The 17,437-nt window shown below is 71.6% G+C and carries 15 protein-coding genes, 1 rRNA gene and 1 riboswitch; of the genes, 12 read left to right on the top strand and 4 right to left on the bottom strand.

Annotated elements, in window-relative coordinates:
- The first annotated feature begins 106 nt into the window (after positions 1 to 106).
- The 11 genes from rrf to ACFOSY_RS22960 all read left to right on the top strand — a co-directional run bounded on the left by rrf (position 107) and on the right by ACFOSY_RS22960 (position 10,585).
- Positions 107 to 223 (top strand): 5S ribosomal RNA (gene rrf / locus ACFOSY_RS23010).
- Between the two features lie 109 nt (positions 224 to 332).
- Positions 333 to 941 (top strand): CDP-alcohol phosphatidyltransferase family protein, encoded by a 609-nt coding sequence (locus tag ACFOSY_RS23005; protein WP_006134290.1) that lies wholly within the window; start codon positions 333 to 335, stop codon positions 939 to 941.
- Positions 942 to 1,057: 116 nt separating this feature from the next.
- Positions 1,058 to 3,553, top strand: a complete 2,496-nt coding sequence (locus ACFOSY_RS23000) for a sugar phosphate nucleotidyltransferase (RefSeq protein ID WP_394309852.1) — start codon at positions 1,058 to 1,060, stop codon at positions 3,551 to 3,553.
- Between the two features lie 119 nt (positions 3,554 to 3,672).
- Positions 3,673 to 4,575: a DUF881 domain-containing protein gene (locus tag ACFOSY_RS22995; RefSeq protein ID WP_394309850.1), complete on the top strand. Its 903-nt coding sequence runs from the start codon at positions 3,673 to 3,675 to the stop codon at positions 4,573 to 4,575.
- The gene (locus ACFOSY_RS22990) at positions 4,572 to 4,904 is read left to right on the top strand and encodes a small basic family protein (protein WP_006134295.1); all 333 of its coding nucleotides are present in this window, start codon (positions 4,572 to 4,574) and stop codon (positions 4,902 to 4,904) included. The genes ACFOSY_RS22995 and ACFOSY_RS22990 overlap by 4 nt, the downstream gene beginning before the upstream one ends.
- Before the next feature lie 5 nt (positions 4,905 to 4,909).
- Complete coding sequence (locus ACFOSY_RS22985; RefSeq protein WP_394309847.1) at positions 4,910 to 5,953, top strand: DUF881 domain-containing protein; 1,044 nt, start codon at positions 4,910 to 4,912, stop codon at positions 5,951 to 5,953.
- Between the two features lie 61 nt (positions 5,954 to 6,014).
- A complete protein-coding gene (locus tag ACFOSY_RS22980) occupies positions 6,015 to 6,941 on the top strand; it encodes an FHA domain-containing protein (RefSeq protein WP_394309845.1) in 927 nt (308 codons plus the stop codon).
- A 38-nt stretch (positions 6,942 to 6,979) separates the two neighbouring features.
- Positions 6,980 to 7,720: a transcriptional regulator FtsR gene (gene ftsR / locus ACFOSY_RS22975; RefSeq protein ID WP_394309843.1), complete on the top strand. Its 741-nt coding sequence runs from the start codon at positions 6,980 to 6,982 to the stop codon at positions 7,718 to 7,720.
- Between the two features lie 91 nt (positions 7,721 to 7,811).
- The gene (locus ACFOSY_RS22970) at positions 7,812 to 8,285 is read left to right on the top strand and encodes a bifunctional nuclease family protein (protein WP_004934251.1); all 474 of its coding nucleotides are present in this window, start codon (positions 7,812 to 7,814) and stop codon (positions 8,283 to 8,285) included.
- Positions 8,286 to 8,574: 289 nt separating this feature from the next.
- Positions 8,575 to 9,156 carry a MerR family transcriptional regulator gene (locus ACFOSY_RS22965; protein ID WP_394309840.1) on the top strand — a complete coding sequence of 194 codons (582 nt, stop codon included), beginning with the start codon at positions 8,575 to 8,577 and terminating at the stop codon, positions 9,154 to 9,156.
- Positions 9,157 to 9,238: 82 nt separating this feature from the next.
- Complete coding sequence (locus ACFOSY_RS22960; protein WP_394309838.1) at positions 9,239 to 10,585, top strand: DNA polymerase IV; 1,347 nt, start codon at positions 9,239 to 9,241, stop codon at positions 10,583 to 10,585.
- Positions 10,586 to 10,938: 353 nt separating this feature from the next.
- Here ACFOSY_RS22960 and ACFOSY_RS22955 read toward each other — a convergent pair whose 3' ends face one another.
- A complete protein-coding gene (locus ACFOSY_RS22955) occupies positions 10,939 to 11,313 on the bottom strand; it encodes a PRC-barrel domain-containing protein (protein ID WP_394309836.1) in 375 nt (124 codons plus the stop codon).
- A gap of 113 nt (positions 11,314 to 11,426) precedes the next feature.
- Positions 11,427 to 11,522, top strand: a riboswitch (glycine riboswitch).
- Between the two features lie 174 nt (positions 11,523 to 11,696).
- Here ACFOSY_RS22955 and gcvP point away from each other — a divergent pair.
- Positions 11,697 to 14,582, top strand: coding sequence for an aminomethyl-transferring glycine dehydrogenase (gcvP, locus tag ACFOSY_RS22950; RefSeq protein WP_394309834.1), 2,886 nt, complete (start codon positions 11,697 to 11,699; stop codon positions 14,580 to 14,582).
- A gap of 75 nt (positions 14,583 to 14,657) precedes the next feature.
- On the opposite strand, the gene ACFOSY_RS22945 is transcribed toward gcvP, so the two are convergent.
- The 3 genes from ACFOSY_RS22945 to modA are packed head-to-tail and all read right to left on the bottom strand — an operon-like array spanning position 14,658 to position 17,350.
- The gene (locus ACFOSY_RS22945) at positions 14,658 to 15,722 is read right to left on the bottom strand and encodes an ABC transporter ATP-binding protein (RefSeq protein WP_394309832.1); all 1,065 of its coding nucleotides are present in this window, start codon (positions 15,720 to 15,722) and stop codon (positions 14,658 to 14,660) included.
- Positions 15,723 to 15,725: 3 nt separating this feature from the next.
- Positions 15,726 to 16,559, bottom strand: coding sequence for a molybdate ABC transporter permease subunit (gene modB / locus ACFOSY_RS22940; RefSeq protein WP_394309830.1), 834 nt, complete (start codon positions 16,557 to 16,559; stop codon positions 15,726 to 15,728).
- On the bottom strand, positions 16,556 to 17,350 hold the full coding sequence (gene modA / locus ACFOSY_RS22935; RefSeq protein WP_394309829.1) for a molybdate ABC transporter substrate-binding protein: 795 nt from the start codon (positions 17,348 to 17,350) through the stop codon (positions 16,556 to 16,558). Before modA ends, modB begins: the two co-directional genes overlap by 4 nt.
- Positions 17,351 to 17,437: the final 87 nt, after the last annotated feature.

Genomic DNA, 17,437 nt, shown 5'->3' with positions numbered 1-17,437 from the left:
CCGAGGGCTTGTCCTCAGTTGCTCGCGTCCACTGTGTTGGTTCTGAAACCACGAACAACCCCATGCCATGGTCACGGCATGCGGCCGGTTGTCAGTTTCATAGTGTTTCGGTGGTCATAGCGTAGGGGAAACGCCCGGTTACATTCCGAACCCGGAAGCTAAGCCTTACAGCGCCGATGGTACTGCAGGGGGGACCCTGTGGGAGAGTAGGACGCCGCCGAACTACCTTTACAGCTCCGGCTCTTGGGCTCCCCGCCCGAGAGCCGGAGCTTTTTCGCGTTGCGGTAGGGTCGAGAAGCATCGTAGAAACGTTTCCCACAGGAGGATCCCGGGTGGAGGTCCAGGAGACACGGGTCCAGACAGACCGTGTCCTCACCATCCCGAACGTGCTCAGCATGGCGCGGCTCGTCGGCGTACCCCTGTTCCTCTGGCTGATCCTGAGGCCCGAGTTCGGCGGGCCGAAGAGCGACGGCTGGGCGCTCCTGGTGCTGGCCTTCAGCGGCGTCAGCGACTACCTGGACGGCAAGCTCGCCCGGCGGTGGAACCAGATCAGCAGCCTCGGCCGGCTGCTCGACCCCGCGGCCGACCGGCTGTACATTCTCTCGACCCTGGTCGGACTCACCTGGCGGGAGATTCTGCCGCTCTGGCTGACCCTCGTACTGCTGGCCCGGGAGCTGGTCCTCCTGGTCATGGTGGGCATCCTGCGGCGCCACGGCTATCCGCCGCCGCAGGTGAACTTCCTCGGGAAGGCCGCGACCTTCAACCTGATGTATGCCTTCCCGTTGCTCCTGCTCAGTGACGGAAGTGGCTGGATCTCATCACTCGCTGCGATTTTCGGCTGGGCGTTCGCCGGATGGGGTACAACCCTCTATTGGTGGGCAGGAGTGCTCTATGTGGTCCAAGTCCGCCGCTTGATCCGTGCGGACGCCATGGCCGATTGACTCGCTTCTTCACGCGCAACGGGGCGCGCGATGTCCCACGCTGAACAAGTGTGCGGCAATCCAGGCGGGTGAAGTCGGCCAGACCGTCGTTTCTCTTCGAGGAGGACGCTTCCGACATGAAGGCCGTCGTGATGGCCGGGGGCGAAGGCACGCGTCTTCGTCCCATGACCTCAAGCATGCCCAAGCCGCTCCTGCCGGTCGCCAACCGGCCGATCATGGAGCATGTTCTGCGGCTGCTCAAAAGGCACGGGCTCAACGAAACCGTTGTGACCGTCCAGTTCCTTGCCTCGCTGGTCAAGAACTACTTCGGTGACGGCGAGGAGCTCGGGATGGAGCTCACGTATGCCAATGAGGAGAAGCCACTCGGTACCGCCGGGAGTGTCAAGAACGCCGAGGAGGCACTGAAGGACGATGCCTTTCTCGTCATCTCCGGCGACGCCCTCACGGACTTCGACCTCACCGAGCTGATCAATTTCCACAAGGAAAAGGGCGCCCTAGTCACGGTCTGCCTGACCCGCGTGCCCAATCCGCTGGAATTCGGCATCACCATCGTCGACGACGAGGGGAAGGTCGAGCGTTTCCTCGAGAAGCCGACGTGGGGCCAGGTCTTCTCCGACACGGTGAACACCGGCATCTACGTGATGGAGCCGGAAGTGTTCGACTACGTCGACCCGGACGTGCCCGTCGACTGGTCCGGCGATGTCTTCCCGCAGCTGATGAAGGAAGGCAAGCCGATCTACGGCTATGTCGCCGAGGGCTACTGGGAGGACGTCGGCACCCACGAGAGCTACGTCAAGGCGCAGGCCGACGTCCTCGAGGGCAAGGTCGACGTCGACATCGACGGGTTCGAGATCTCGCCCGGCGTGTGGGTGGCCGAGGGCGCCGAGGTGCACCCCGACGCCGTGCTCCGCGGCCCGCTGTACATCGGCGACTACGCCAAGGTCGAGGCCGGCGCGGAGATCCGCGAGCACACCGTCGTGGGCTCCAACGTCGTCGTCAAGAGCGGCGCCTTCCTGCACAAGGCCGTCGTCCACGACAACGTGTACGTCGGCCCGCACAGCAACCTGCGCGGCTGCGTCGTCGGCAAGAACACCGACATCATGCGCGCCGCGCGGATCGAGGACGGCGCCGTCATCGGTGACGAGTGCTTGATCGGTGAAGAATCGATCGTTCAGGGCAATGTGCGGGTCTACCCGTTCAAGACCATCGAGGCCGGCGCGTTCGTCAACACCTCGGTCATCTGGGAGTCCCGGGGCCAGGCGCACCTCTTCGGCGCGCGCGGCGTCTCCGGCATCCTGAACGTCGAGATCACGCCCGAGCTCGCCGTCCGCCTCGCCGGCGCCTACGCGACGACCCTGAAGAAGGGCTCGACCGTCACCACGGCCCGCGACCACTCCCGAGGCGCCCGTGCCCTGAAGCGCGCGGTCATCTCCGCGCTCCAGGCCAGCGCCATCGACGTACGCGACCTGGAGAACGTGCCGCTGCCCGTCGCGCGGCAGCAGACCGCCCGGGGCAGCGCCGGCGGCATCATGATCCGCACCACGCCGGGCGTGCCCGACTCCGTCGACATCATGTTCTTCGACGGGCAGGGCGGCGACCTGTCGCAGGGCAGGCAGCGCAAGCTGGACCGCGTGTTCGCGCGGCAGGAGTACCGGCGTGCCTTCCCCGGCGAGATCGGCGACCTGCACTTCCCGGCAAGTGTCTTCGACTCCTACACCGGGTCGCTGCTGCGGAACGTCGACATCACCGGCATCGCCGAGTCCGGGCTGAAGGTCGTCGTCGACGCGTCCAACGGCAGCGCCGGCCTGGTGCTGCCCAGCCTGCTCGGCAAGCTGGGCGTCGACTCGCTCACCATCAACCCGGGTCTGGACGAGTCCCGGCCGACCGAGACGGCCGACATGCGCCGCGCCGGCCTGGTGCGGCTCGGGGAGATCGTGGCGTCCTCCGGGGCCGCCTTCGGCGTGCGCTTCGACCCGGTCGGCGAGCGGCTGTCCCTGGTCGACGAGAAGGGGCGGATCGTCGAGGACGACCGCGCGCTGCTCGTCATGCTCGACCTGGTCGCCTCCGAGCGGCGCAGCGGGCGCGTCGCCCTGCCGGTGACCACCACCCGGATCGCCGAGCAGGTGGCGGCGTACCACGGCACACAGGTGGAATGGACGACCACCTCGCCCGACGACCTCACACGGGTCGGCGGCGAGGAAGGGACGATCTTCGGCGGCGACGGCAAAGGCGGCTTCATCGTCCCCGAGTTCAGCAGTGTCTACGACGGCACCGCGGCGTTCGTCCGGCTCATCGGGCTGGTGGCGCGCACCCAGCTGACGCTGAGCCAGATCGACGCCCGGATCCCGCGGGCGCACGTCCTCAAGCGGGACCTGGCGACCCCGTGGGCCGTCAAGGGACTCGTCATGCGGCGGGTCGTCGAGGCGGCCGGAGACCGCTTCGTGGACACCACCGACGGCGTGCGCGTCGTCGAGGCCGACGGGCGCTGGGTCATGGTGCTGCCCGACCCGGCCGAGGCCGTCACCCACCTGTGGGCCGAGGGCCCCGACGACGCCTCCGCGCAGGCGCTGCTCGACGAGTGGTCGGCGGTGGTGGACAGCGCCGGCAGGTGACGCTCACGCACCGGACGCAGTAGACGCAGTACCGGCGGCGTGCCGGACCGGGACCCCGGAAGGGGCCCGTCCGGCACGCCGCCGGGGTCGTTCGGAGGTCGGGGGCGCGGCGTGCGACGATGTGCGGCATGCCGCAGCAACCCCCCGTTCGGAGCACACCCGCGCGGCCCGCGCGCCCGGACGCGTCCATGTCGTTGATCACCAACGTCATGGACCACAGTCTCGACGACGGCTACGCCGAGGCCGCCGCCCGGAAGCGGAGCGAGGGGACCGCCGGCCTGCCGCGGACCCTGCGGGCGAAGCTCGGTCTGGCCGCGGGGCTCGTGCTCGCCGCGTGCGTCGTCACCGTCGGCGCGGCCCAGGCACGCGTCGCCGCCCCGGTCGTCGCCAAGGAGCGCGAGGAGCTGATCGACCGGATCGACGAGGAGACCGCGGCCGCGGACCGTCTCGAGGAGAGCGTCGACGAACTCCGCGAGGAGGTCGGCGCACGGCAGCGCGAGGCGCTGCGGGACAGCGGCGGCGACCCGTCGACGCTCATGGGCATCCTGTCCGGCGCCACCCCCGTCCACGGCCCGGGCGTGCGGCTCGTGGTGAACGACGCCGAGGACTCCACCGGCGGCGGCGACGGCGACCCCCGGTCCACCTCAGGGTTCTCCGACACCGGCCGGGTCCGCGACCGTGATCTCCAGCGGGTGGTCAACGGGCTGTGGGAGTCCGGCGCGGAGGCCGTCTCCATCAACGGGCAGCGGTTGACCGCCCTGTCGGCGATCAGGGCCGCCGGAGACGCGATACTGGTCGACAACAAGCCGCTGGTGCCGCCGTACACGGTGCTGGCGGTGGGGGACGGCGAAGAGCTCGGCGACCGCTTCCAGAACAGCGCCGACGGGCTGTATCTGCACGCCCTCCAGGAGAACTACGGCATCCGGACCGCCCTGTCCGCGGAGGACGACGTCCGGCTGCCCGCCGCAACGAGTGTGATCGTACGAACCGCACAGCCGATAACCGAGAAGGGCACATCGTGATCGCCGTACTGGGCCTCATTGTGGGAGTGGTGGCCGGCCTGTTGGTCCGGCCCGAGGTGCCGGCGGTCGTCGAGCCCTACTTGCCGATCGCCGTCGTCGCCGCGCTGGACGCCGTGTTCGGCGGTCTGCGGGCCATGCTCGACGGGATCTTCGACGACAAGGTCTTCGTGGTGTCGTTCCTGTCGAACGTCGTCGTGGCCGCGCTGATCGTGTTCCTCGGCGACAAGCTGGGCGTCGGGGCGCAGCTGTCCACGGGTGTGGTGGTCGTCCTCGGCATCCGCATCTTCTCCAACGCCGCGGCGATCCGCCGCCACGTGTTCCGGGCGTGAGGCCGATGAGCGAACGCGAACAGCCCGAGACCACGCGCCCGGCGGTCACCCCGCCCCGGTCCGCCCCCGAGACTCCCGAGTCCGCCCCCGGCACGCCGCCCCCGGCCGGGCTGCGCCGGGAACTGCCCGCGGAGGTGCCGCCGCCCGCCCCGCGGACCGCGTCCGGGACGACCGGCGCGAGTCCGGCGCACCACGCACACCACGCACACCACGGGTCTCATGCGTCTCAAGCACCCAAGACCCCTGAGGCTCCCGTGTCCCCTCAGGCACCCCAGGCGCCTGAGAGCAGCGTGGCGCCCGCCGCCGACGAGCCGGGCGAGCCAGCGCTGACCGGGCGGCAGCGGCTCGTGAACGGGCTGTGGCCGCCGCGCGTGACCCGGGCCCAACTCATCGTCGCCCTCCTGCTGTCCGGCCTCGGGTTCGGCCTCGCCGTCCAGGTCGCCTCCACCAGCGACACCGACAGCGCGCTGCGCGGCGCACGCCAGGAGGATCTTGTACGCATCCTCGATGAACTCGACGACCGTACCGAGCGTCTTGAAGACGAGAAGCAGGGTCTCGAGAAGCAGCGGGAGGAGCTGGAGAACAGCTCCGACCAGGCCGAGGAGGCGCGCAGGCAGACGATCGAGAAGGAACGGCAACTCGGCGTCCTCGCGGGCACCGTGGCCGCCCAGGGGCCCGGCATCGAGATGACCATCGAGGACACGAAGGGGACGGTCGAGTCGGACATGCTGCTCGACGCCATCCAGGAGCTGCGCGCCGCGGGCGCGGAGGCGATCCAGGTGAACGGGGTCCGGGTGGTGGCCGGCACGTATCTGTCGGACGCGGACGGCGGAGTCTCGGTGGACGGGAACAAGATCAAGTCCCCGTATCGTTTCAAGGTCATCGGCAAGCCGCAGGACCTGGAGCCGGCGCTCAACATCCCCGGAGGCGTGGTGCAGACGCTCGAGAAGGAACAGGCCACCGTTACCGTGGAGCGGGCGGACAAGATCGTTGTGGACGCCTTGCGAGCGCCGAAGCGGCCTGACTACGCTCGGTCGTCCTCCCGGTGAACCGGGGGTGCATGGGGGTCGTCCGGCCAGGGCATGAGGTTGCGGGGGGTCGGCGCACCGAATGGGTGGTGCGTGGTGGAAACTGTCTGGCGGAGGCGGACGTTGTGAAGATGTCCGGGTCGGCCAATGTGTTCAGTCAGGGTTCGTCCTGCCCCACGGGCGGGTCTGTTTCGGTCAAGGGGAATCGCCCGTGAAGTTGTTTGGGAAGTTGTTCGGCAAGAGCGCGCGGCGAGAGGACGGCGACAGCGCCACCGCTCGTCACCGCGCACAGCCCGGTGCGGACGACCAGCGTCCGCTGTTCCGGGACGAGGCGGGCGGGGCCTCCGTTGACCCTGCGCAGCCGGGCGGCATAGGTTCTGGACAGCCGTCGAGCCCCGGTGCGGGCGGAGGGTTCTCCGGCCCGTACGCGTCCCACGCCCCTGGCGGGCAGCCGCGGCAGGAGGATCCGTCCATGTCGGCCCTGGTGTGTTCGAGGTGCGGCAACCGCAACGCGGAGAACAGCCGCTTCTGTTCCAACTGCGGTGCGCCGCTGAAGCCGGGCGTCACCCCGGAGCGCCCCTCCGAGACGACGTCCACGATCTCCATCTCCGGTCTCGAGGCCTACGACGCCGAGGCCACGGGGCAGACCCAGGTGCCCGCGCTCTCCCCGGAGGCGCAGGCCGCCGTCGACGCGCTGCCGGTGGGCTCCGCCCTGCTGGTCGTGCGCCGCGGCCCGAACTCGGGCAGCCGCTTCCTGCTGGACGGCGACCTGACGACGGCCGGGCGTCACCCGCAGAGCGACATCTTCCTCGACGACGTGACGGTCTCCCGCCGCCATGTGGAGTTCCGCCGCAGCCCGGACGGCTCGTTCACGGTCGCCGACGTCGGCAGCCTGAACGGCACGTACGTCAACCGCGAGCGGATCGACCAGGTCGCCCTGGCCAACGGCGACGAGGTGCAGATCGGCAAGTACCGGCTGGTCTTCTACGCGAGTCAGCGGAGCTACTGACCTCCCCGGCTAGGCCCCGGGGACTCCAGGAAGGGTCCATGCTGCAGACACCGAGCGGCGGTGCCGGCGACGGCGCCGCCGCCACGGACACCGGACTGATGAGCATCGGTGCGGTGCTGAACGTGCTGCGCGAGGAGTTCCCCGAGGTCACCATCTCCAAGATCCGCTTCTTGGAGTCGGAAGGGCTGGTCGAGCCGCGCCGCACCCCGTCGGGGTACCGCAAGTTCAGCGCCGAGGACGTCGAGCGCCTCGGCCATGTGCTGCGCATGCAGCGCGACCACTACCTGCCGCTCAAGGTGATCCGGGAGCATCTGGCGGCCATGGAGCGCGGCGCGGCCGTGCCCCTGCCGACGCTGAGCCGTCCGGGTGACGGCGAGGACCCCGCCGAGAGCGGCGCGGACACGCCGGCCGCGGCCCGTATCGGACGCAGCCGGCTGCTCGCCGCCGCCGGGGTGGACGAGCAGCGGCTCGCCGAGTGGGAGTCGTACGGACTGCTCGTCCCGGTGGGGGACGGGGTGTACGACGCGGAGGCGGTCACCGTCGCCGGGCTGCTCACGGAGCTCGGCCGGTACGGGATCGAGCCGCGCCATCTGCGGGCCATGAAGGCGGCCGCCGAGCGGGAGGCCGGGCTGGTGGAGCAGGTCGTGGCGCCGCTGCGGCGGCACCGCAACCCGCAGACCAGGGCGCACGCCGAGGACCGCACCAGGGAGCTGGCCGGTCTCACCATGAAGCTGCACGCGGCGCTGGTGCGGTCGGCGCTCGGGGTGCGGCTGCCCTGAGGGCGGCAGAGGGCAGCACGGCGCGGCCGGATCGGCCACCCGATCCCGGCCCGACTACCCAAACGTCCCGGGCACGGCCTAGGGTTGCTGTGTGAACGAGCTCGATGTCGTAGGTGTCCGGGTCGAAATGCCCTCCAACCAACCGATCGTGCTGTTGCGTGAAGTGGGCGGCGACCGCTACCTCCCCATCTGGATCGGCCCCGGGGAGGCCACGGCCATCGCCTTCGCCCAGCAGGGCATGGCGCCCGCACGGCCGCTGACCCACGACCTGTTCAAGGACGTGCTGGAGGCCGTGGGACAGGAGCTCACGGAAGTGCGCATCACCGACCTGAGGGAAGGTGTCTTCTACGCCGAGCTGGTCTTCGCCAGCGGTGTCGAGGTGAGCGCCCGGCCCTCCGACGCCATAGCGCTCGCCCTGCGGACCGGGACCCCGATCTACGGAAGCGACACGGTGCTGGACGACGCCGGTATCGCCATTCCGGACGAGCAGGAGGACGAGGTGGAGAAGTTCCGCGAGTTCCTCGACCAGATCTCGCCGGAGGACTTCGGGACCAGCAACCAGTGAGTGTTTCCCTGGGCCTCGGCGGCGGTCGCGGCCCGCGCCGGGCACATTCGGCTAGCCTTTCCCCGCGACGGGGCACGGGAAACCACTCTTAGGGTGATTATCACTCGGCGTGCCGAGTGTGGCGATCGTTGACGCACCCTTGGTGACTGCCTACCGTCGAGGAGGCAGGTCAAGGACGGAGGTCGGCGTGAGAAGCAGCGGCGACGGTACGGCTGGGGGTGCCCCCGGACGCGTTTTCGGGGCGGGCGGGCCGTATCCTCCCCAGAGCTTTCCGCTCCGCCCGGGCGGGGTGCATCCCGCGCGGGGCGGTGCGATCGATCCCGCTCCGCAGCGACCGACGGCCGTGCCGAGCGGTGGAGGGGCGGTGGCCATGGCGACCGAGGAGATCGGCTACCGGGGGCCCACGGCCTGCGCCGCGGCCGGCATCACCTACCGCCAGCTCGACTACTGGGCGCGCACGGGCCTGGTCGAGCCGAGCGTGCGCCCCGCCCAGGGGTCGGGCACGCAGCGGCTGTACAGCTTCCGCGACGTCGTCGTGCTGAAGATCGTGAAGCGGTTCCTGGACACCGGTGTGTCCCTGCAGAACATCCGCACCGCCGTCCAGCATCTGCGCGAGCGCGGCTTCGACGACCTGGAGCGCATGACGCTGATGAGCGACGGCGCCACGGTCTACGAGTGCACCTCGCCCGACGAGGTCCACGCCCTGCTCCAGGGCGGCCAGGGCGTCTTCGGCATCGCCGTGGGCGTGGTGTGGCGGGACGTCGAGAGCGCCCTGTCGCAGTTGCACGGCGAGCGCGTCGACACCGGCGAGACGTTGATCGGGCACAACCCGATGGACGAGCTGGCCCGCCGCAGGAACCGCGCGGTCTGAGACCGCGGTTCCTGCGCGGCCGTGCCGCCCGGGGCGCGGTCCGACGAGGGCGTTGTCAGTGGCATAGGGCAGCATCGGAGACGTGAGATCCGCTCCCACGATCCTGCATCTCGACATGGATGCCTTCTACGCCTCGGTGGAGCAGGCGTCGAAGCCGAGTCTGCGCGGCAAGGCCGTGATCGTGGGAGGACTCGGGCCCCGTGGTGTGGTCGCCACCGCCTCCTACGAGGCCCGCGTCCTCGGCGTGCACTCGGCGATGCCCATGTCCCAGGCGCGGCGGCTCGCGCCGAACGCCGCGTATCTGGTGCCCCGGTTCGCGCTGTACCGCTCGATCAGCGACCAGGTGATGGCGCTGCTGCGCGCCCTGTCGCCGCTGGTGGAGCCGCTCAGCCTCGACGAGGCGTTCGTCGACCTGGAGGCCGGGGGCACGGCGTGGGACGAGCGGTCGGCGCGGCTCGTCGGCACGAAGCTGCGCGCCGACATCCGGGCGGTCACCGGACTGACCGGCTCCGTGGGGCTGGCCGCCTCCAAGATGCTGGCGAAGATCGCCTCGGAGCAGGCGAAGCCGGACGGGCTCGTCGTGATCGAGCCCGGGACCGAGCGGGCGATGCTCGAGCCGATGCCGGTGCGGACCCTCCCGGGCGTCGGACCCGCCACCGGTGATCATCTGCGGCGGGCCGGCATCCACACGGTCGGTGAGATCGCCGAGGCGGGCGAGGACGAGCTGGTGCGGCTGCTGGGCAAGGCCCACGGGCACGCGCTGTACGCGATGGCGCTGGCCCGCGACGACCGGCCCGTCGTCGCCGAGCGCGAGACGAAGTCGGTGTCCGTCGAGGACACGTACGACGTGGACATCCACGACCGGGTGCGGGTCGGCACGGAGGTGGCGCGGCTCGCGGACCGCTGCGTGCGCCGGCTGCGCGGGGCCGGCCTGTCCGGCCGCACGATCGTGCTGAAGGTCCGGCGGTACGACTTCTCCACGCTGACCCGGTCCGAGACGCTGCGGGGGCCCACCGACGACCCGGCGGTCGTCCGGGAGGCGGCGGCGCGGCTCCTGGACTCGGTGGACACCACGGGCGGCGTACGGCTGCTCGGCGTCGGGGTCAGCGGGCTGGCCGACTACACGCAGGAGGATCTGTTCGCCCAGGCGGCGGGGGGTACGGGGGAGGACGCGGCGCGGGAGGGTGAGGAACCTGAGCCGGCCTCCGAGGCCCGCCCTGAGGAACCCGCCGAACGGCGCTGGCCCGCGGGGTGCGACGTCCGGCACGCCGAGTACGGGCACGGGTGGGTGCAGGGCAGTGGGCTGGGCCGTGTGACGGTTCGCTTCGAGACGCCCGTGTCGGCGCCGGGCCGGGTGAAGACGTTCTGGGTCGACGACCCGGCGCTTGAGGCGGCGGAGCCGTTGCCGTTGGTGGAGGGGGTGGGGTGAGGTGAGCCTGCCGGCTGGGCTGTGGCTGTCACGGGGCGGTTTGCACCCCGTGAGCCCTGGGCCGGGTGGGTTCGGCGTCGTTGTCGGCGGGCCGAGGGCGGGGGCTGAGCGCGCAGTTCCCCGCGCCCCTTTGGGGTGTGGCTGTCACGGGGTGTTCGGTGCCCGTGGTTCCCGGGCCGGGTGGGTTCGGTGTCGTTGTCGGCGGGCCGAGGGCGGGGGCTGAGCGCGCAGTTCCCCGCGCCCCTGAAGGGGCGCCAGCTTCCCCGCGCCCCTGAAGGGGCGCCAGCTTCCCCGCGCCCCTGAAGGGGCGCCAGCCTCCCCGCGCCCCTGAAGGGGCGCGGGGTGGCCGGGTGTCAGGTGTGTTCCTCCTGGCCTGCCAGCTTGCCGAAGTCGTGGTCGGGGAGCGGGGGCGGGGAGCCCACGTCCAGGCCGTAGTGGTGGTACAGCTGGAGCTCCTGCTCCGGCGACAGATGGCGGCCGACGCCGAAGTCGGGGGCGTCCTTGATGAGGGACCGTTCGAACGGCACGTGCAGCGCCCCGTCGACCAGCTCGCTGGGTTCCAGGGGCACGAAGGCGTCCCGGCTGAACAGGCCGGTGCGTATCGCCGCCCACTCCGGCACACCGGTGGCGTCGTCGAGGTAGACCTCGTCGATCGTCCCGATGCGCGTGCCGTTGCGGTCGTACGCCTTGCGGCCGATGAGGTGACGCGGGTCGATGTCGGTCTGCACAGGCCCTCCACTCCTCGCAAACTCATCCGTAAGCACCACAAAAAGGCACAATCGGCGGAACGGCCACTCGAAAGCCGGGGTCCGGACCTCGCTGGTACGCTGACAACGGCTGCTGACCCCGTGCGGGAGAGTCCTCCAGGCACCACCGGAGGCGCCGAAGGAGCAAATCCTCCCCGGAATCTCTCAGGCACACGTACCGCACGGACGAGGTCACTCTGGAAAGCAGGGCGGGTGTCGACGGCTTCCGCTCTCACCGACGGTGAAAACCGGTCCGCCCCAGGCGTGCCGGTGAAACTCTCAGGTTGAGATGACAGAGGGGGAGGCCGTCCGGGCACCCGTGTCGTGGTGCCCCTCGAAGGTCGTCGGACCAGGAGGCCTCCTCAATGACTGCCCCCCGTACCCCGCTCTCCGAGCTCGAACAGGGAATCCCCTTCGAGCAGCGCCACATCGGCCCCGACCACGAAGCCCGGGCGAAGATGCTGGCCCAGGTGGGCTACGGCTCGCTCGACGAGCTGACCGCCGCCGCCGTGCCCGACGTGATCAAGAACGCCGACGCGCTGGACCTGCCCGGCGCCCGCAGCGAGGCCGAGGTGCTCGCCGAGCTGCGCGACCTCGCCGGCCGCAACCAGGTCCTCGGCTCCATGATCGGCCTGGGCTACTACGGCACCTTCACCCCGCCGGTGATCCTGCGCAACGTCATGGAGAACCCCGCCTGGTACACGGCGTACACGCCGTACCAGCCGGAGATCTCGCAGGGCCGGCTCGAGGCGCTGCTGAACTTCCAGACGATGGTCGCCGACCTCACCGGCCTGCCCACGTCCGGCGCCTCCCTGCTCGACGAGGGCACCGCGGCCGCCGAGGCGATGGCGCTGTCCCGGCGCATGGGCAAGAACAAGAAGGGCCTCTTCCTGGTCGACGCGGACGCGCTGCCGCAGACCGTCGCCGTCATCGAGACCCGCGCCGAGCCGACCGGCGTGGAGGTCGTCGTCGCCGACCTGAGCGACGGCATCCCCGCCGAGCTCGACGGCCGGGAGATCAACGGCGTCCTGATCCAGTACCCGGGCGCGTCCGGCGCCGTCCGTGACATCAAGCCGGTCATCGACCAGGCGCACGAGCGCGGTGCTCTCGTCACCGTCGCCGCCGATCTGCTCGCCCTGACCCTGCTGAAGTCCCCCGGCGAGCTGGGCGCGGACATCGCGGTCGGCACCACGCAGCGCTTCGGCGTCCCGATGGGCTTCGGCGGTCCGCACGCCGGCTACATGGCCGTCCAGGACAAGATGGCCCGGAGCCTGCCCGGCCGCCTTGTCGGCGTCTCCGTCGACGCCGACGGCCACAAGGCGTACCGCCTGGCGCTCCAGACCCGTGAGCAGCACATCCGCCGTGAGAAGGCCACCAGCAACATCTGCACCGCGCAGGTGCTGCTCGCCGTCATGGCCGGTATGTACGCCGTGTACCACGGCCCCGAGGGCCTGCGGACCATCGCCCGGCGCACCCACCGCTACGCCGCGATCCTCGCCGAGGGGCTGCGCTCCGGCGGCGCCGAGATCGTCCACGGCTCCTACTTCGACACCCTCACCGTGCGGGTCGCCGGCCGGGCCGCCGAGGTCGTCACTGCCGCCCGCGACCACGGGGTGAACCTGCGCCTCGTCGACGCGGACACCGTCTCCCTCGCCTGCGACGAGACCACCACCCGCGACCAGCTCGCCGCCGTCTGGCGCGCCTTCGGCGTCGAGGCCGACGTCGCAGCCCTGGACGCCGCCGCGGCGGACGCCCTGCCGGACGCGCTGCTGCGCACCGACGACTACCTGACCCACCCGGTGTTCCACCAGCACCGCTCCGAGACGGCCATGCTGCGCTACCTGCGCCGCCTCGCCGACCGCGACTACGCGCTCGACCGCGGCATGATCCCGCTGGGCTCCTGCACCATGAAGCTCAACGCGACCACCGAGATGGAGCCGGTCACCTGGCCCGAGTTCGGCCAGCTGCACCCCTTCGCGCCCGCCGAGCAGGCGCAGGGCTACCTCACGCTCATCCACGAGCTGGAGGAACGTCTCGCCGAGGTCACCGGCTACGACAAGGTGTCCCTCCAGCCCAACGCCGGTTCCCAGGGCGAGCTGGCCGGTCTGCTCGCCGTACGCGGTTACCACCGCGCCAACGGCGACGAACAGCGCATCGTCTGCCTGATCCCGTCCTCCGCGCACGGCACCAACGCCGCGTCCGCCGTGATGGCCGGCATGAAGGTCGTCGTCGTCAGGACGTCCGACGACGGCGAGATCGACGTCGAGGACCTGCGCGCCAAGATCGAGCAGCACCGCGACGAGCTGGCCGTGCTGATGATCACCTACCCGTCGACGCACGGCGTCTTCGAGGAGCACGTCGCCGACATCTGCGCCCAGGTCCACGAGGCCGGCGGCCAGGTGTACGTCGACGGCGCCAACCTCAACGCCCTGGTCGGCCTGGCCAAGCCCGGCCACTTCGGCGGCGACGTCTCCCACCTGAACCTGCACAAGACGTTCTGCATCCCGCACGGCGGCGGCGGTCCCGGCGTCGGCCCGGTCGGCGTGCGCGCCCACCTCGCCCCGTACCTGCCGAACCACCCGCTCCAGCCGGAGGCCGGACCGGAGACGGGCGTCGGGCCCATCTCGGCCGCGCCGTGGGGCTCGGCGGGCATCCTGCCCATCTCCTGGGCGTACGTCCGGCTGATGGGCGGCGAGGGCCTGAAGCGGGCCACCCAGGTGGCCGTGCTCAGCGCCAACTACATCGCCAAGCGCCTGGAGCCGCACTACCCGGTGCTCTACACCGGCCCCGGCGGGCTCGTCGCGCACGAGTGCATCCTCGACCTGCGCCCGCTCACCAAGGCGACCGGCGTCACCGTCGACGACGTGGCCAAGCGGCTCATCGACTACGGCTTCCACGCGCCGACGATGTCCTTCCCGGTGGCCGGCACGCTGATGATCGAGCCCACCGAGTCCGAGGACCTCACCGAGCTCGACCGGTTCTGCGAGGCGATGATCGCCATCCGCGCCGAGATCGAGAAGGTCGGCTCCGGCGCGTGGCCCGCCGACGACAACCCGCTGCGCAACGCCCCGCACACGGCGTCCGCGCTCGGCGGGGAGTGGGAGCACGCCTACAGCCGTGAGGAAGCCGTGTTCCCGGGCGAGGTGAACGCCGCCGACAAGTACTGGCCGCCGGTGCGCCGCATCGACCAGGCCTACGGCGACCGCAACCTGGTCTGCTCCTGCCCGCCGCTGGACGCGTACGAGGACTGACACACGCGCGCGTGAGGGGCCCCGCCCGGTGACCGTGACGGTCCGGGCGGGGCCCCTCCCGCGTGTCCGGGGCCGTCAGGCGGGATAGGCGTGCGTCTGCGTGGCCTTGACCGCCGCCCAGACCGGTGCGCCCGGGTGCAGGCCCAGCTCGGCCACGGCGACGGCGGTGAGGTCGGCGGCCAGCGGCAGTTCGCCGGTCAGCTCCACGCGGATCTGGTCGCCGTGGCTCTCCAGCCCCGCCACCTCGCAGCGCCACAGGTTGCGCGCGCTGGAGCCGGTGGGCCGCTCCCGGTACAGGGTGACGGCGCCGGGCGGGAAGGCGACGAACGCGGGCCCCGACAGGTCCTCGGTGGTGCTCACCTCCGGCCCCGCGTCGAGCCGCACCGTGTGACCGTCCGCCCGGCCGCGGTAGAGGTTCAGCCCGACGAGCTGGGCGATGTACTCGGTGCGCGGGTGGCGGGCGATGTCGGCGGGGGCGCCCTCCTGCACCACCTGGCCGTGCTCCACCACGACGAGCCGGTCGGCCAGGACCATCGCGTCCAGCGGGTCGTGCGTCACCAGGACCGCGACGGCCTCGAAGTCCGCCAGGTGGCGGCGCAACTGCGCCCGGACCTCCAGCCGGGTGCGGGCGTCCAGGGCGGCGAGCGGCTCGTCCAGGAGCAGCAGACGCGGATCGGTGGCCAGGGCGCGGGCGAGCGCCACGCGCTGGGCCTGCCCGCCGGAGAGCCGCCGGGGCTTGGCGCCCGCGTGCCCGGCCAGCCCCATCCGCTCCAGCCACGCGGCGGCCCGCGTACGGGCCTCGCTCTTGCCGACGCCCCGGCAGCGCGGGCCGAACGCCACGTTGTCCAGGGCGGTCAGGTGCGGGAAGAGCAGGTAGTCCTGGAAGACGACGCCCACCGGACGCGCCTCGGGCGGGGTGCGGGCGAGGTCCGTGCCGTCCAGGCGCACGTGGCCGTCGCTGAGGGGCGCGAGGCCGGCGAGGGCCCGCAGGGCGGTGGTCTTGCCCGCCCCGTTCGGGCCGAGCAGCGCGACGACGTCACCGGGGGCGGCCGTCAGCGCGATGTCGAGGCGGAAGGAGCCGCGTTCGACGACGAGGTGCGCCTCCAGGCCCTCGGACGGGGGTGCGGGGTGCTTCGGCATTGGTCAGACCGCCCTCGTCCAGCGGTCCCGCAGTCCCGCCAGCACGGCCACCGACACCGCCAGCAGCACCAGGCTGAGGGCGATCGCGGCGGCCGGGTCGTTCTGGAGGGCGAGGTAGACCGCGAGCGGCATCGTCTGGGTGCGGCCGGGGAAGTTCCCGGCGAAGGTGATCGTCGCGCCGAACTCGCCCAGGGCGCGGGCCCAGGCCAGCACGGCGCCCGCGGCGACGCCCGGGGCGATCAGCGGCAGGGTGACCCGGCGGAACGCGGTGAAGCGGGACGCGCCCAGGGTGGCCGCCGCCTCCTCGAACCGCGGGTCGGCGGCCCGCAGCGTGCCCTCGACGCTGATCACCAGGAACGGCAGCGCGACGAAGGTCTCCGCGAGGACGACACCGGCGGTCGTGAACGGCAGGGTGACGCCGAACCACTCGTCCAGCCACCGCCCCACGACGCCGTTGCGGCCGAGCGCCAGCAGCAGGGCGACACCGCCGACCACCGGCGGCAGCACCAGCGGGAGCGTCACCAGGGCGCGCACCAGGCTCCGCCCGGGGAAGTCGGTGCGGGCCAGCAGCCAGGCCAGCGGCACCCCGACGACCAGGCTCAGCGCGGTCGCGCAGGTCGCGCAGACCAGCGACAGGCGCAGCGCGTCCCACACAGCGGGGCTGGTCAGCTGCTCGGGCAGGTCGCGCCACGGCGCCCGTACGACGAGGGCCAGCAGCGGCACGAGAAGGAACGCCAGGCCGATCAGGGCGGGCGCGAGGAGGGCGAGCGGGACACCGCGGCCGGGGGAGCGGGGGCGGCGGGCCTTGCGGGGGGCGTCCTGGGCGGTGGCGGTCACGGCGCGAGGAAACCGGCCTTCCCGAGCACCTTCCGGCCCTCCGGTGACGTCACCAGCGCGACGAAGGCCTGCGCGGCCGAGGCGTTGGGGGCGTCCTCGAGCCGGGCGATCGGGTAGTCGTTGACGGCCTGCGCGGCCTCCGGGAAGTCCACGCCGTCCACCTTGTCACCGGCCGCCCTCACATCCGTGCGGTACACGACGGCGGCGTCCGCCTCCTTGAGCTGCACCTTGGTCAGGGCGCTCTTGACGTCCTGCTCGTAGGAGGCGGGTTCGAGGGTGACGCCGCCCGCCTTCAGCGCCTTCTCGGCGGCGGCCCCGCAGGGCACCGTGCGGTCGCAGAGCACGACCTTCAGACCGGGCGCCGTCAGGTCCTCGAGCGAGTCGATGCGGTGCGGGTTGCCGGGGACGGTGGCGATCTCCAGGCTGTTGCGCGCGAAGGTGGCGGGGTCGCCCGCGGTCAGCCCCTCGTCGGTGACGGTCCGCATGGTCTTGGTGCTGGCGGCGGCGAAGACGTCCGCGGGGGCGCCGCCCACGATGCCGGCGGCCAGGGAGTCGCTGCCGCCGAAGTTGAAGGTCACCTCGGTGCCGGGGTGCTCCTTCTCGAAGCGCTCGCCCAGTGCCGTGAAGCTCTCCTTCAGCGAGGCGGCGGCGAAGACGGTGACGGTGCCGCTCGGACTGCCGTCGGCGCCGCGGGCCGGGGAGTCGTCGGCGGAGGAGCAGCTGGTCAGCCCGAGCGCGGTGAGAAGGGCGAGAGCGGCGGAACCGGCGGTCCGGCGGGCGGAACGGATCATGCGAAGGCACTCCCTGACAGCGGCGGGCGTCCGCGGGGACGCTCACCCCGCGCCCATTCATCATGGCGCATCTGCGAGGCGTACCGC

The organism is Streptomyces lusitanus (assembly GCF_042647945.1).
GTDB lineage: Bacteria > Actinomycetota > Actinomycetes > Streptomycetales > Streptomycetaceae > Streptomyces > Streptomyces pseudogriseolus.
Note: the sequence above shows the minus strand (reverse complement) of the source record. Positions and strands in the feature narration are given on the sequence as shown.